13 protein-coding genes are annotated in these 14,632 nt (G+C 57.6%); 3 read left to right on the top strand and 10 right to left on the bottom strand.

Annotated features, from left to right (window positions below):
* Positions 1-41 precede the first annotated feature (41 nt).
* The 10 genes from recJ to ffh form a co-directional block, all read right to left on the bottom strand.
* On the bottom strand, positions 42-1,775 hold the full coding sequence (gene recJ / locus Q675_RS31175; protein ID WP_023011516.1) for a single-stranded-DNA-specific exonuclease RecJ: 1,734 nt from the start codon (positions 1,773-1,775) through the stop codon (positions 42-44).
* A 6-nt stretch (positions 1,776-1,781) separates the two neighbouring features.
* A complete protein-coding gene (gene thrC / locus Q675_RS31170; RefSeq protein WP_023011515.1) occupies positions 1,782-3,182 on the bottom strand; it encodes a threonine synthase in 1,401 nt (466 codons plus the stop codon).
* A gap of 11 nt (positions 3,183-3,193) precedes the next feature.
* Complete coding sequence (locus Q675_RS31165; RefSeq protein ID WP_023011514.1) at positions 3,194-4,495, bottom strand: homoserine dehydrogenase; 1,302 nt, start codon at positions 4,493-4,495, stop codon at positions 3,194-3,196.
* A 139-nt stretch (positions 4,496-4,634) separates the two neighbouring features.
* Positions 4,635-5,369 carry a DsbC family protein gene (locus tag Q675_RS31160; RefSeq protein WP_031210113.1) on the bottom strand — a complete coding sequence of 245 codons (735 nt, stop codon included), beginning with the start codon at positions 5,367-5,369 and terminating at the stop codon, positions 4,635-4,637.
* Positions 5,370-5,452: 83 nt separating this feature from the next.
* A complete protein-coding gene (xerD, locus tag Q675_RS31155) occupies positions 5,453-6,358 on the bottom strand; it encodes a site-specific tyrosine recombinase XerD (protein ID WP_011785741.1) in 906 nt (301 codons plus the stop codon).
* 96 nt (positions 6,359-6,454) lie between these two features.
* Complete coding sequence (rplS, locus tag Q675_RS31150; RefSeq protein WP_023011513.1) at positions 6,455-6,811, bottom strand: 50S ribosomal protein L19; 357 nt, start codon at positions 6,809-6,811, stop codon at positions 6,455-6,457.
* A gap of 25 nt (positions 6,812-6,836) precedes the next feature.
* Positions 6,837-7,595, bottom strand: a complete 759-nt coding sequence (trmD, locus tag Q675_RS31145) for a tRNA (guanosine(37)-N1)-methyltransferase TrmD (protein WP_014420741.1) — start codon at positions 7,593-7,595, stop codon at positions 6,837-6,839.
* A 3-nt stretch (positions 7,596-7,598) separates the two neighbouring features.
* A complete protein-coding gene (gene rimM / locus Q675_RS31140; protein WP_011785744.1) occupies positions 7,599-8,126 on the bottom strand; it encodes a ribosome maturation factor RimM in 528 nt (175 codons plus the stop codon).
* Positions 8,127-8,156: 30 nt separating this feature from the next.
* Positions 8,157-8,396, bottom strand: a complete 240-nt coding sequence (gene rpsP / locus Q675_RS31135) for a 30S ribosomal protein S16 (RefSeq protein ID WP_011785745.1) — start codon at positions 8,394-8,396, stop codon at positions 8,157-8,159.
* A 165-nt stretch (positions 8,397-8,561) separates the two neighbouring features.
* Complete coding sequence (gene ffh / locus Q675_RS31130; RefSeq protein ID WP_014420740.1) at positions 8,562-9,947, bottom strand: signal recognition particle protein; 1,386 nt, start codon at positions 9,945-9,947, stop codon at positions 8,562-8,564.
* Positions 9,948-10,108: 161 nt separating this feature from the next.
* On the opposite strand from ffh, the gene Q675_RS31125 reads away from it, so the two are divergent.
* From Q675_RS31125 to Q675_RS31115, 3 genes are all read left to right on the top strand, one after another.
* A complete protein-coding gene (locus Q675_RS31125) occupies positions 10,109-10,915 on the top strand; it encodes an inner membrane protein YpjD (RefSeq protein WP_014420738.1) in 807 nt (268 codons plus the stop codon).
* 91 nt (positions 10,916-11,006) lie between these two features.
* The gene (locus Q675_RS31120) at positions 11,007-12,287 is read left to right on the top strand and encodes an HlyC/CorC family transporter (RefSeq protein WP_011785776.1); all 1,281 of its coding nucleotides are present in this window, start codon (positions 11,007-11,009) and stop codon (positions 12,285-12,287) included.
* Positions 12,288-12,415: 128 nt separating this feature from the next.
* Complete coding sequence (locus Q675_RS31115) at positions 12,416-14,623, top strand: DUF1631 domain-containing protein (protein WP_023011512.1); 2,208 nt, start codon at positions 12,416-12,418, stop codon at positions 14,621-14,623.
* Positions 14,624-14,632: the final 9 nt, after the last annotated feature.

Below are 14,632 nucleotides of genomic sequence, written 5' to 3'. Positions count from 1 at the left end.
CCCCACACGGCGCCCAGGCTTGGTTCGGAGAGTCGACAAATTCAGCCTAACGGCTCCAGATAATCCACCAGAAGCTGCAAATTTGTCCGCCCCCGGAACGTATTCGCATCTGGCTTATAAACCACCCGCGCCCCACTCCGGGTAAAGTCCGGCACTTCAGGCCCGGTATTGAAGGCGATGCCATCAATGATGCCACCGCCATCCACCGGCTGCAGCACCAGCTTCAGATGGTTCTCGCCGACAATGCGCTGGCTCACTACCCGGAATTCGCCATCAAACACCGGCTCGGGGAAATGCTGCCCCCAGGGGCCGGCCCGCTTGAGCAGGTAGGCGGTGTCCAGGTTCAGCTCTTCCGGGGCCAGGGGGCCGTCGGTGGTGATGGCCGCCTCGAGGTCTTCCGGTTTCAGGGTATCGCGCACGGCCTGGTCGAAGGCGTTGCTGAATCGTTCCAGATCGTCCCGGGCGATGGTCATGCCGGCGGCCATGGCGTGGCCGCCGTATTTTTTCATCAGGCCCGGATTCTTCGCGTCTACCACAGCCAGGGCATCTCGGATATGCAGGCCGGGGATGGAGCGGGCGGAGCCTTTGATGTGTTCGCCGTCGTCGTCGGGGGCGAAGGCGATGGTGGGGCGGTGGGTCTGTTCGCGGATTCTGGCGGCCAGGATGCCGATCACGCCCTGGTGCCAGTCCTGGTCGAACAGGGCCAGCCCCCAGGGCAGGCCGTCGATGTCGAGGGACATGGAGGCCAGCAGGTCCTGAGCCTGGGTTTTCATGTCCTTTTCGATGCTGCGGCGTTCGCGGTTGAAGTTGTCCAGTTCCCGGGCCAGACGCAGCGCTTCGTCGCGACTGTCGGCGAGCAGGCAGGCGATGCCGATACTCATGTCGTCCAGCCTGCCGGCAGCGTTCAGGCGCGGGCCAACCACAAAGCCCAGATCGGTGGCGCTGATTTCGGTGTAGTCGCGGCCGGCTACTTCCAGCAGGGCCAGGATGCCCGGTCGGGCTTCGCCTTTGCGGATGCGGCGGATGCCCTGCTCCACAAAGATGCGGTTGTTATGGTCCAGCGGCACCACGTCGGCCACGGTACCCAAGGCCACCAGGTCCAGCAGGCTACCCAGGTTAGGCTCCGGGTCCGGCAGCCGGTTGTTGTCTCGCAGGTACTTACGCAGCGCCATGAGCACGTAGAACATCACGCCCACTCCCGCCGCATTTTTGCTCAGGAACGGGCAACCGGGTTGATTGGGGTTCACAATGGCATCGGCATCTGGCAACTCTTCTCCGGCCAGATGGTGGTCGGTGATAACCACTTTGATGCCCAACTCCCGGGCAGCACGCACGCCTTCGATGGCGGAGATGCCGTTGTCGACGGTCACCAGAAGATCCGGCAAATCCCCGTCTTCCTGCAACCGGTGGATGATGCCGGGTGTCAGGCCGTAGCCATCAGAGAATCGGCTGGGCACCCGGAAATCAATCGCCGCCACACCGAGCATAGACAAACCCAGCATTGCCACCGAAGTACTGGTGGCGCCATCGGCGTCGAAGTCCCCCAGCACCATTACCCGCTGTTTCTGCACTATGGCCTCGGCCAGCAGTTCAACTGCGCGATCAATACCGCGAAGCTGCATCGGCGAAGCCAGGTGTTTCAGGGTGTACTGGAGCTGGTCGTCGGATTGCACACCGCGGGCGGCGTACAGACGGCGAAGGATGGGGGGCAGATTTTGCCCCCACCCCGTCACATCGGACGACTGGGGGCGACGCAGGATCTTTTTAGGAGTCATGCCGGATCAGGCGTTCTTCCAATGCTTGGCGATAAAGCCCTGCACCTCGGACACATTGTTATCCAGCACGGTGTAGCGCTCTTCCCGCTCGAACAGATCAGCCATGTGGGCCGGCAATTGCGGCTTCACGCTCAGGCCGGATTCGGCAATCGCATCCGGGAACTTGGCCGGGTGCGCGGTACCCAGGGTGATCATGGGCACGGCAGAGTCGCGGCGGCAGTTGCGGGCAGCGCGTACGCCAATGGCGGTGTGCGGGTCCAGCAGATATTCGTTCTGCTCGTAGACGTCACGAATGGTGTCGCAGGTAGTTTTATCGTCCACCGCATCGCTGTCGAACAGCTTGCGGGCGTGCTTCCAGCGGTAGTCTTCAATGCTGACCGGGCCCTTGGCTGCATTTTCCAGCAAGGTTTTGACCGCCGCTCCGTCACGGCCGTGCAGATCAAACAGCAGGCGTTCGAAGTTGCTGGATACCATGATGTCCATGCTCGGCGACAGGGTATGCTCCAGCTGGTGCTGCTCATACTTGTTGCCGCTCATGAAGCGATGCAGGATATCGTTACGGTTGGTGGCAATCACCAGTTGGCTGATGGGCAGACCCATCTTCTTGGCCAGGTAGCCGGCAAAAATGTCACCAAAGTTGCCTGTGGGTACCGAGAACGCCATGCTGCGGTCCGGGCCACCCAGGGCCAGGGACGCCTGGAAGTAGTAGACAATCTGGGCCATGATCCGGGCCCAGTTAATGGAATTCACCGCCGCCAGCTGGGTTTTACCGCCCAGGAAGGACTGGTTGCCGAAGCTCTCCTTCACCATGCGCTGGCAGTCGTCGAAGTTGCCTTTGACTGCGATGTTATGGATGTTGTCGCCCTGCACCGTAGTCATCTGGCGGCGCTGGACTTCAGACACTCGCTGATGCGGATGCAGGATAAAGATATCCACGTGCTCGCACCGGCGGCAGCCCTCGATGGCGGCAGAACCGGTATCACCGGAGGTGGCCCCCATGATCACAACGTGCTGGTTGCGCTTCTCCAGAACGTAGTCCAGCAAGCGGCCCAGCAGCTGCAGGGCAAAGTCCTTGAACGCCAGCGTCGGGCCACGGAACAGTTCCATCACCCACTCATTAGTGTCCAGCTGCACCAGCGGTGCCACCGCCTGGTGGCTGAACACGCTGTAGGTTTCATCCAGCATCTTGCGGAAGTCGTCCGCCGGGATGGCATCCTCTACGAACGGATACATCACTTTATAGGCCAGCTCCGCATAGGGAAGCCCGCGCCAGCTACGAATTTCTTCCAGGCTGAAGTGCGGCAACGATTCCGGCACATAGAGGCCACCATCGGTGGCCAGCCCGGTCAGAAGAACGTCTTCAAAGCCCAGAGCGGGAGCTTCACCCCGTGTACTGATGTATCTCACGTGCGTACCTGTCAGTTAAAGTTTTCTGCGCGAATACGGACAACCTTGCCATCGATGTCGGCGAGGGATTCCATCTCGTCAATGGCCAGGTTCATCTGGCGCTCCTGAACCGTGTGGGTCAGGATGATGACCGGAATCCGGCCATCCTTGAATTCGGATTCTTTCTGCATGATTGACTCGATGTTGATGCCATGCTCACTCAGAATGGCAGCAATCTTGGCCAACACACCCGGATGGTCAAAAGCCTGGATTCGCAGGTAGTAAGCCGACTGGACATCTTCCATTGGCAGCACCGGCAGGTCTTCCAGGGCGTCCGGCGTAAATCCGAGGTAGGGAATGCGCTGCTGGCTGTTGCTGGCCACCGCACGGGCAACGTCGACCACATCGGCAATCACCGCAGAGGCCGTGGCTTCGTCACCGGCACCGGGGCCGTAATACATGGTCTGGCCGACTGCATCGCCATCCACCAGAACAGCGTTCAGAACACCGTCTACCTGGGCAATCAGGTGGCTCTTGGGCACCAGGGTCGGATGCACACGCAGCTCGATGCCGTCTTCACGGCGGCGGGCAATACCCAGGTGCTTTACCCGGTAACCCAGCAGTTCAGCGTGGGCAATATCGTTCGGGGTCAGCGCGGAAATGCCTTCGGTGTAAGCCTTGTCGAACTGCAGGGGCACACCAAAACCGGACGCAGCCAGGATGGTCAGTTTGTGGGCGGCGTCGATGCCTTCCACATCAAAGGTCGGATCAGCTTCCGCGTAACCCAGCGCCTGCGCTTCTTTCAGCACCTCTTCAAAGGGCCGTCCGGCACGCATTTCGGTCAGGATGTAGTTACCGGTGCCATTGATAATGCCGGCAATGGTGTCAATGCGGTTGGCGGCCAGGCCTTCACGCACAGACTTGATCACCGGAATGCCGCCGGCCACGCCAGCTTCGTAGGCAACTACGACGCCAGCCTTCTCCGCTGCGTCGAAAATCTCATTACCGTGCACGGCAATCAGGGCCTTGTTGGCGGTCACCACATGCTTGCCGTTGGCAATGGCCGCCAGTACCAGCTCCTTGGCTGCGTCATAGCCACCAATCAGCTCTACCACGATATCAATGGAGGGATCGTTCACCACATCATAAATGTCGGTACTGAACGGGACATTGCCCAGATCAAGGTCATCGCGGCTATGGCGGCTTGCCACCCAGGCAATCCGAATGTTGCAGCCGGCACGACCCGCAATAATTGCGGCGTTGCGAGTCAGGACATTGAATGTACCGCCGCCTACGGTTCCCAGTCCGCAAATTCCGACATTGACGTCTTTCAAGCTCTCACCTCTGATCCCGATGGGGTGCTGATGGATTGCAATAAGGGGGCATAGTATACCGATTCAGGGCCGGCTGAATAAGCCCTGAATCGGTCACGCTTTCAACAAAGATGACGACTGGCGACGAACACCGACAGGGTCACAGAATACCGAGACCCTCAGCCAGATTTCGGGCCGGCACATAACCCCGAACCATATTGCCGTCTTCCAGCAAAATAGCCGGCGTGCCGGTCACACCCACCTGACCGCCGAGACGATACTGCTCTGCCACCGGGTTCTCACAACTCTTCTGCTCTACCGAACGCCCCGCTTTGGCGGCATCCATAGCGGCCTGCTGATCGTCAGCGCACCAGACCGAGATATATTTATTGAAGGAGGCCGTACCTGGCCCGGAACGGGGAAACGCGTAGTAATTGACGGTAATACCGTACTCATTCAACTGGGGCACTTCATCGTGCAACTTCCGGCAATAGGGGCAATCGATATCGGTAAACACATTAACGACCGCCTTCTCTTTACCCTTGGCCGGATACGAAATCACGCCCTTGCCACCATAATCCGCCATCAGGTCCTTACGGGAACCCGCACGGGATTCTTCAGTAACGTTGGCAATGCCGTTTTTGGTGATTTTCAGCAGATCGCCCGTCAGCAGATAGGTGCCGTCTTCCGTGGTATAGATGGTGTCGCCGTTGTTGCTCTGAACTTCGTACAACCCTTTTGCCTCAGATTCGCGAACAGAGTTTACCTTTAGACCGGGAACCGCCTCGGTCAGCCGCTGGGCAATGCGGTCTTCGGCTTCGCCTGCCTGGGAGGCTGGTGCCCCGACCAGGGTCAGCGCCAGTCCAATGGACACTGCTACTGATTTGATGTTCATGAGCTTGAAACTACCTCTGTCGGTTTGTGTGGTGTCTGCGACACCGGAAAATCGGATTAGTTCAGCCTCCGGAGCGGCCGCAGTCAACCCCTGGGGTGGTGGGCCTGATGAAGATCCTGCAATCTTTGCCGCGCAACATGAGTGTAGATCTGGGTGGTCGACAGATCTGAATGCCCCAACAGCATCTGCACCACCCGAAGATCCGCCCCGTGATTGAGCAAATGGGTGGCAAATGCATGCCTGAGCGTATGAGGAGAAAGGTGCTTGGTGATTCCGCAGCGGATCGCATAATGCCGGATTCGATACCAGAAGGCCTGCCGGGTCATGGCGGTGCCACGATTGCCCGGAAACAGGGCATCACTGGTTTTGCCTCGCAGCAGCTCGCCCCGGGCCTGCCGCATATACTGTAATAACCAGTCCACAGCTTCTTCACCCAGCGGCACCAAACGCTCCTTGCCGCCCTTGCCCTGTATGCGAACCACGCCCTGCCTCAGGTTGACCTGGTCCACCGTCAGCCCCGTCAACTCCGAAACCCGAAGTCCGCAGCCATAGAGAATCTCCAGCATGGCCCGATCCCGCAATTCTACCGGCAGCTCCGGGTCCGGCTCAGTCAGCAGCGACTCCACGTCGGCCTCGGTCAGGGTATCCGGCAAGCGCCGGGGCAACCTAGGGCTGTCAATCCGCAACGTTGGGTCTTCGGCAATAATGCCTTCACGCAAAAGAAAACGATAGAAGCGCCTTACACCAGACAGGCGGCGGGCCGCCGTGCTGGTTTTCAGGCCGTCGGACAAGCCCCGCGACATCCAGGCCAGAAGATCTGTGCGTCGTGCGCTGCGCAGGGTTGGCGCCCCAGCTTGCTGCTCCAGCCACCCGGACAAACGGTACAGATCACTGGCATAGGCCTGCCGGGTTTTCTCGCCAAGGCCATCCTCAAGCCAGACCGCGTCACTGAAACGCTCTATCAACTGCTCATCTTCTGGCCTTGGCACAGCACCCTCTTCGATTCCGGAGACATCGCAGGCATTAAACCATAAAAAAAGCAGCCCCTTGAGGCTGCTTTTTGGTACTGAACAGACGAATCTGAATCAGTTAAGCTTTTCCTTGATACGAGCTGCCTTACCAGACAGGTCGCGCAGGTAGTAAAGCTTGGCCTGACGCACGTCACCACGACGCTTCACACTGACGCTGTCGATCAGCTTGGAGTAGGTCTGGAAAGTACGCTCAACGCCCACGCCGTAAGAGATCTTACGAACAGTGAAGGAAGAGTTCATGCCACGGTTACGCTTGCCGATAACCACGCCTTCAAACGCCTGCAGACGCTCACGGTTACCTTCAGTTACGCGAACCTGTACAACCACGGTATCGCCCGGCGCGAACGCAGGGATTTCCTTGGTCATCTGTTCTGCTTCAAGTTGACTGATGATGTTGCTCTTGCCGCTCATCGTAATGCTCCTGATACCCAATCTTTCAATGCCCTGATGACTCAGAGGCACCCGGTTCGTTCAAAATTTCTTCCAGTAACTGACGCTCTTCTTCCGTAAGTTCCCGCTTTTCCAGCAGGTCGGGGCGCCGCTCACTGGTTCGCCTCAACGATTCTTTCAATCGCCAACGCCGGATCTGTTCATGGTGACCGCCCAACAGAACTTCCGGCACCGCCTGACCTTCGTATACCTCGGGCCGGGTGTAGTGCGGACAATCCAGCAATCCGTCGGCAAAGGAATCCTGCTCTGCCGACTGCGCATGACCCAGCGCTCCGGGGATGAGGCGTGTTACCGCATCAATTACAGCCATCGCTGCCAGCTCGCCACCCGAGAGAACGAAATCCCCAAGGGATACCTCCCGGTCGACTTCTGCCGCAATCAGGCGCTCATCCACACCTTCATAACGACCGGCAACGAGAATCAGCTGCTGCTCGGCGGCGAGTGACTCCACCACCGACTGATCCAGCCTTTCACCCTGCGGCGAAAGATAGACCACACAGGCCTTGCCGGGTGCCGATGCCCTGGCCGCCTGGATTGCGTCCCGCAGAGGCTGAATTTTCATCAGCATCCCCGGGCCACCACCATAAGGCCGGTCATCCACCGTGCGATGACGATCGTGGGTGTAATCCCGAGGATTCCAGCTCTGAAAGGTCAACAGACCTTCACGCACTGCCCTCCCGGTAATCCCGTAATCCGTCACCGCAGAAAACATATCCGGGAACAGACTGACTGCGCCAATCCACACCCGTCAGAACTCCGGATCCCAGTCAACCACCATGCGAGAGCCTTTGAGATCTACCTGCTGAACCACTTGATCCGGCAGATAGGGAATCAGACGCTCGCGCTGGTCAATAGAGCCCGCCGTAGCGTGCACCACCAGGACATCATTGGAGCCTGTCTCCAGAAGGTGATGCACCTTACCCAGGCACTCACCTTCTACCGTGAAGACATCCAGACCTTCCAGCTGATGCCAGTAGAACTCCCCTTCGGGCAGTTCCGGCAGTTGCTCGGTGGGAACCCGGATCTCCGCTCCGCAATAGGTGCGGGCTACTTCACGATCATCAATACCTTTAAGCCTGACGACGATCCCCTGCCCCTGGCGGCGACCTTCCTCAAGCCTGATCGGAATACGCTTGCCGTCCAGGAGCAGAGTCCAGTCACGGTAGTTCAGTATTCCGTCTTTCGGGTCTGTGTAAGAGAAGACCTTAAGCCAACCCTTTACCCCGAACACCGAGGTGATCCGGCCGATCACAGTTTCCTGCGAATTCTGCGTCATGCCTTTACAACCCCGGTACCAACAATGCTATTACTGAGCAGCCTTCAGCAGCTGAGCAACACGCTCACTGGCCTGTGCACCCTGGCCCAGCCAGAAATCAACGCGCTCACGATTAACACGCAGACGCTCTTCCTGACCACGGGCAATCGGGTTAAAGAAACCAACACGCTCAATGAAACGGCCGTCACGGGAGTTACGGCTGTCAGTGACTGTCAGATGGTAGAACGGGCGCTTCTTGGAGCCGCCACGAGCCAAACGGATTGTTACCATTTCGACCAATATCCTGTTCTGTTGTACGAACTTTGTACGATTCCCGACACACCGTTTCACGGCTGACGGGAAGACCCATACTCGAAAGGGGCGCTATTCTATGCGAAAAAAGCGCCAATGAAAACAGGGAAACCACCGGTTTCCCCATTTTATATGTAAGGCTTTTTACATACGGCCAAACGGGGGCATGCCACCACCGCCGCCGGGCGGCATCATACCACCCATACCGCGCATCAGGTTAGCCACCCCGCCCTTCTTGCCAAACTTTTTCATCATCTTCTGCATCTGCTTGTGCTGCTTGAGCAGACGGTTCACGTCCTGGATCTGGGTACCCGAACCGGCGGCAATCCGACGCTTGCGAGAGTTATTGATGACATCCGGATAACGGCGCTCTTTGGGCGTCATGGAGCAGATAATGGCTTCCATCTGACCAACCGACTTGTCGTTAACCTGAGCCTGTGCCATCTGGGCCATCTGCCCCATGCCCGGCAACTTGTCCAACAGTCCGCCGATACCGCCCATATTCTTCATTTGCTGGAGCTGGTCGCGGAAGTCTTCCAGATCAAAACCTTTACCCTTCTTGATCTTCTTGGTGAGCTTCTCGGCTTTCTTTCGGTCCAGCTTGCGCTCAGCTTCCTCAATCAGGGAGAGCACATCCCCCATACCAAGGATGCGGGAGGCAACACGATCCGGATAGAAAGGCTCCAGGGCGTCTGACTTTTCACCAATACCCAGGAACTTGATGGGCTTGCCGGTGATATGACGCACGGACAACGCCGCGCCGCCACGGGCATCGCCGTCGGTCTTGGTCAGCACCACGCCGGTCAGCGGTAACGCATCGTTAAATGCCTTGGCGGTATTGGCCGCGTCCTGGCCCGTCATGGCATCAACCACAAACAGGGTTTCAACCGGGTTCACCGCCTTATGCAGGCGACCGATTTCACCCATCATCTGCTCATCCACGTGCAGACGACCCGCGGTATCCAGGATAACCACATCAATGTGCTTGCGGCGGGCAGCCTCGATGGCACCATTGGCAATATCCACCGGGTCCTGCTCGGTGGTGCTGGGGAAGAACTCAACGCCCACCTCACCGGCAAGCGTTTCCAGCTGACGGATGGCCGCCGGCCGATAAATATCGGCACTGACCACCAGCACGGACTTTTTCTCACGCTCTTTCAGGAAACGGGACAGCTTGGCCACCGTCGTGGTTTTACCCGCACCCTGGAGGCCCGCCATCATAATAACCGCGGGCGGACGCGTGGCGAGGTTCAGGGATTCATTGCCTTCCCCCATGACCCGTTCCAGCTCCTGCTGGACAACCTTAACGAAGACCTGGCCCGGGGTCAGGCTGCGCTGAACTTCCTGGCCAATCGCACGCTCACGAACCCCTTCAATAAAGGCCTTGACCACCGGCAGGGCGACATCAGCCTCCAGCAGGGCCATCCTCACTTCACGGAGCGTGTCCTTGATATTGTCGTCAGTCAGGCGCGCCTGGCCCGAGATCTTGCGCAAGCTACCGGATAGCCGGTCCTGGAGATTCTCAAACATGTTGCTCTTCCGTACCCCGGAGAATTTGTTCACACAGATCAAGAAGCCAGGTCGGCCTGCTTGATTCCTGTTGCATAATCGCGACATTATACCCAGACTACGGAGCCTCTGAACAACTCCGCGCCGATTTCACTTCATCAGGCAACACGATTAAGGATGTCATGGGAACGCTGATTCTCGCGGTTACCGCACTTTTCCTCTATAGCGTTGGAACCGCGCTTCAGGCCCTCCATTTACGTGGCAAGGTCCACAGCAACCTGGCGGTTACGACACTGATTGGCGTGCTTGCCCTGATCGGCCATGGCCTGCTCATTGCCCAGACCGTACACCTGGACGGCGGCTTCGACTTCAGTTTCTTCAAGAGCTCCGTTCTGATCTCCTGGCTCATTGTCTTTCTGCTTCTGGGACTAAATCTGAGCAAACCCGTACAAAGCCTGTTCATTGCGGCCTATCCGATTGCAGCACTGACCATTGTCATGGCGCTGATTACCCACACACCGTCTCGTCTGGTGTCCGAAGAAAGCTACGGCATGCTGTCTCACATTGCCCTGTCAGTCACGGCATACAGCCTGTTTACCCTGGCAGCCATACAGGCGGTTTTACTGTACGTACAGAACCGGCAGCTCAAGCGCAACTACAACAGCTTGCTGGTAAGGAACCTGCCACCGCTGCAAACCATGGAGTCATTGTTGTTTGAAATGGTCTGGGCGGGCGTTGTGCTGCTGGTACTCGCCATTGTCACTGGCGCTGTTTTCATTGAAGACCTTTTTGCTCAGGATCTGGCCCACAAAACCATTTTTTCCCTGCTGTCCCTGCTGGTTTTTGTCGGACTGTTGGTAGGCCGCTACACCAAAGGCTGGCGCGGCATCACCGCCAGTCGCTGGACACTGGCAGGCTGCGCACTGCTGATGCTGGCCTTCTACGGCAGCAAGTTTGTTCTCGAGCTGGTTTTCCACCGGGGCGTCTGAGACCCGCCCCCCTTACTGACCTAACCCGCTTGACACCTGTCACCTTCAAAACCTATTTTCGCAACTTATCCTCAATATAAGGGCTGCTCTCTTGAACGAAACATCGCTCACCGCGCTGTTTATTCTACTTGTCGGACTGATCATCCTTTCTGCGTTTTTCTCCAGCTCTGAAACCGGCATGATGTCCCTGAACCGCTACCGCCTGAAACACATGGCGAACACCGGCCACAAAGGGGCCCAGCGAGCGCAAGGCCTGCTTAACCGAACCGACCAGCTGATCGGCGTTATCCTGATCGGCAATAACTTCGTGAACATTCTTGCGTCATCGATCGCCACGGTCATCGCGATTCGCCTCTGGGGCGACGCCGGTATCGCAATCGCCACCTTACTGCTGACGATCGTTATCCTCATTTTTGCCGAGGTCACCCCGAAAACTCTCGCAGCCCTGTTCCCTGAAAAAATTGCCTTCCCGGCCAGTCATATTCTTGGGCCGTTGCTCAAACTTCTGTACCCGCTGGTATGGACGGTCAACCTGTTTACCACCGGCATTCTTCGCGTTCTCGGCGTCTCCTCGGCCCAGGCCTCGGAAGATCATCTCAGCCGTGAAGAACTCAGAACCGTGGTGAACGAGGCCGGCGCACTGATTCCGGCCCGGCACAAAGACATGCTGGTCAGCATCCTGGATCTGGAGAACGTCACCGTCAATGACATCATGGTGCCCCGAAACGAAGTCGTCGGCATCGACCTGGAAGACGACACAGACACCATCCTGCGCCAGCTCAGAAGCAGCCAACACACGCGGCTGCCTATCTTCAAGGGTGACATCAACAACATTCAGGGCATTCTGCACCTTCGCAGCGCGGCCAGACTGCTGCAGGAGGCAGACATCAACAAGGCGATGATCATGCAGCTGTGCCAGGAACCCTACTTCATTCCGGAGAGCACTGCGCTCAATACCCAACTACTGAACTTCCAGAAAGGCAAACGCCGGTTCGGCATTGTGGTGGATGAATACGGCGATGTACTGGGCCTGGCTACGCTTGAGGATATTCTTGAGGAGATCGTCGGGGAATTCACCACCGATTATGCCGCCACCTCGCCCGACATCATTCCACAGGACAACGGCACTTTTATCATCGACGGCAGTGCCGCCGTGCGGACGATCAACAAGACCCTGGGCTGGCATCTGCCAACCGATGGCCCGAAAACCCTGAACGGACTGATCACCGAAACTCTGGAAAATATTCCGGACACCAACGTGTGTCTGAAAGTTGGCGGTCATCGTATTGAAGTCCTGCAAATCAAGGACAACGTGGTTAAAGCCGCCATTGTCCACCCCAAACGCAAGAAAAAGCGTGGCCGGAGTTTATGAACCTGATCGCAGGTTAGCGTTTATTCATGTTAATGCAGATCAAAATGCGCTAAATTTATCCAATAATCAGAACAGACAAGAATCAGGCTCGGTCATGTATCCGGTTGAGGCGTAAACAGGAGTCGGCCATGAACAAGCAGTCCGGCATACATTACCTCCGCGAGCACAGGGAAGCGGCAAGCACCCGACCGGTTCCTGCGGAGGTAGCCCGCATCCGCGACACCGTTGTTGCGGGGCTGGGTGATTTGTTGCAGGGGGCTTTCGATGCCGTCGATGATTCACTCTTCGAACTGGCCAACAATGCCCGCAGCAACAATGAACAAAACCGCTACTTCGAAGCCATGCGCGAGATTCGCATCAAGCGCAAGGGCGTAGAGCGTCATTTTCAGAATACGGTTGCCCAGTTCTTTGCCAACCCGCCCCATGCCGGCCAGCTTCCGTCAACCGAAGCCAGCCCGCAGGCCAGTGCCGACACTCTTTCGCTGGTTGGCAATGACGATCTGGAAGAACAGGTTGCCTTCAACGCCATGACCACCAAGGCCAAGGCGCACTTCCAAGGCCCTTTACTGCAATTGCAGGCCCGTTTTACCGAGATCTATCCGGACGCCACCGAGCAGGAGCCAGTCAACCCGATGGCACCGGAGCACCTGTGCAGCGCTTTTACCGAAGCGATCCAGGCCCTCGATATCCAGATTCGCGAACGTCTCATCCTGCTCAAGCAATTTGACCGTTACGTGATCTCCAACCTGGGCATGCTCCTGGATGAAGCCAATCGCATTCTGATCCAGGCCGGCGTTATCCCGAACTTCCGTTATCACGGCAAGAAGAACCAGAGCCAGAAGCCATCTGCAACGGCAGACAGCTCTGCCGAAAGCCCCAGCGAGGCGACTGCCGGCTACGATCAACGCCCGGAAGACACCGTACTGTTTGACCAGATCCGTCAGATGCTGGCTCTGCAAAGATCCAATGCCGGCATGCCCCCACGCAGCGCCGATCCCTCTCTGAGAGTGGTCGGAGGCCGGGAACTGGCCGATATGCTCAATGCCATTCCGCTTCAGCAAAACTGGCCGGAAACCGACGACCTTAGCACGGGTGAGCCCGTAACCGTCGACCTGCGCCAGGTCGTTCAGCAACTGCTGGCCAAGGCCGACGCTCAAGATGGTCGCCAGCCCGCACTGAATGAAGTGGATGAAGATCTGATCAATCTGGTCTCCATGCTGTTCGAGTTCATCCTTGATGACTACAACCTGTCCGCCCCGGTTCAGGTGCTGATCAGTCGCCTGCAGATTCCGATTCTGAAGGTTGTGATCAAGGACAAGAGTTTCTTCAGCAAGGCAACCCACCCGGCCCGCAAGCTGCTCAACTCCCTCGCCCGCGCGGGCATTGGCTGGAGCAGTAGCGATGAGAAAACCCGAGACAAGCTGTACGGTCAGATACACAACGTGGTGCAACGAATCCTCAATGAATTCGATGGCAACATTCAGTTGTTCGAAACCCTGAACGAAGAATTTGAGCAATTCCTGGAGCGAGAAAACCGTAAGGCCTCCCTGGTGGAACAGAGAACACGAGAATCGGAACGTGGTCGCATCAAATCCCAGAAGGCCCAGGAAGAGGTGGACCGGCTGTTACGGGAAAAAGTATCCCGTTACCGGCTTCCGGACTCGGTCAGCGATATTCTGATGAATGGCTGGAGCCGGGTTATGTTCCTGGCCTACCTGAAGGACGACACCGAACATCGCTGGCACGAAACAGCACGGGTCGTGGATGACCTGATCTGGTGCCTGCACCCCCATGAAGAAGATGAAGAGCGTGACCAGTGGGTTCGGGTTGTGCCCGGTCTGTTGAAATCACTGCGGGCAGGACTTGAGGAAGTCTCCTACAACGCCACCCGGCTTGATCAGATGATGGGGCACCTGAAGCATGAGCTAGCTGAGGCCTTCCGGACCAACGCCGCCATCGAAGCCCGTCAGGATGCACCGTCGGATGCCGAAGACGAAGCCCCGACCGTGCACCAGACCGCCGTTGAACGGCAACAGGAACTGGAAGATGCTGCGATTGCCGAATATGTGGCCAAGCTCGACACTATCGAAATTGGCAACTGGGTGGAGTTCCGCCTGGTCAACGGCACCAGCTTCCGCTGCAAGCTCTCAGCCATTATTGATGAAGCGGACTGCTTTGTGTTCGTCAACCGTATGGGCCTGAAAGTCATTGAGAAAACCCGTGTTGAGCTGGCTCATGAGATGCGTCGTGGCCGCCTGACGCTGCTCGAACAGGGTGCCTTGATTGACCGGGCCCTGAATGCCGTCGTGGGCAACCTGCGCACAAAAACCGCCTGATATAGATGC

Source organism: Marinobacter sp. EN3 (genome assembly GCF_000475315.1).
Classification (GTDB): Bacteria; Pseudomonadota; Gammaproteobacteria; order Pseudomonadales; family Oleiphilaceae; genus Marinobacter; species Marinobacter nauticus.
Note: the sequence above shows the minus strand (reverse complement) of the source record. Positions and strands in the feature narration are given on the sequence as shown.

Bases quoted from the DNA above. Each gene is read 5' to 3' on its own strand.
- recJ (WP_023011516.1), bottom strand. From the start codon at position 1,775: ATGACTCCTAAAAAGATCCTGCGTCGCCCCCAGTCGTCCGATGTGACG.
- Q675_RS31160 (WP_031210113.1), bottom strand. From the start codon at position 5,369: ATGAACATCAAATCAGTAGCAGTGTCCATTGGACTGGCGCTGACCCTG.
- rplS (WP_023011513.1), bottom strand. From the start codon at position 6,811: ATGAGCGGCAAGAGCAACATCATCAGTCAACTTGAAGCAGAACAGATG.
- rimM (WP_011785744.1), bottom strand. From the start codon at position 8,126: ATGACGCAGAATTCGCAGGAAACTGTGATCGGCCGGATCACCTCGGTG.
- rpsP (WP_011785745.1), bottom strand. From the start codon at position 8,396: ATGGTAACAATCCGTTTGGCTCGTGGCGGCTCCAAGAAGCGCCCGTTC.
- ffh (WP_014420740.1), bottom strand. From the start codon at position 9,947: ATGTTTGAGAATCTCCAGGACCGGCTATCCGGTAGCTTGCGCAAGATC.
- Q675_RS31125 (WP_014420738.1), top strand. From the start codon at position 10,109: ATGGGAACGCTGATTCTCGCGGTTACCGCACTTTTCCTCTATAGCGTT.
- Q675_RS31115 (WP_023011512.1), top strand. From the start codon at position 12,416: ATGAACAAGCAGTCCGGCATACATTACCTCCGCGAGCACAGGGAAGCG.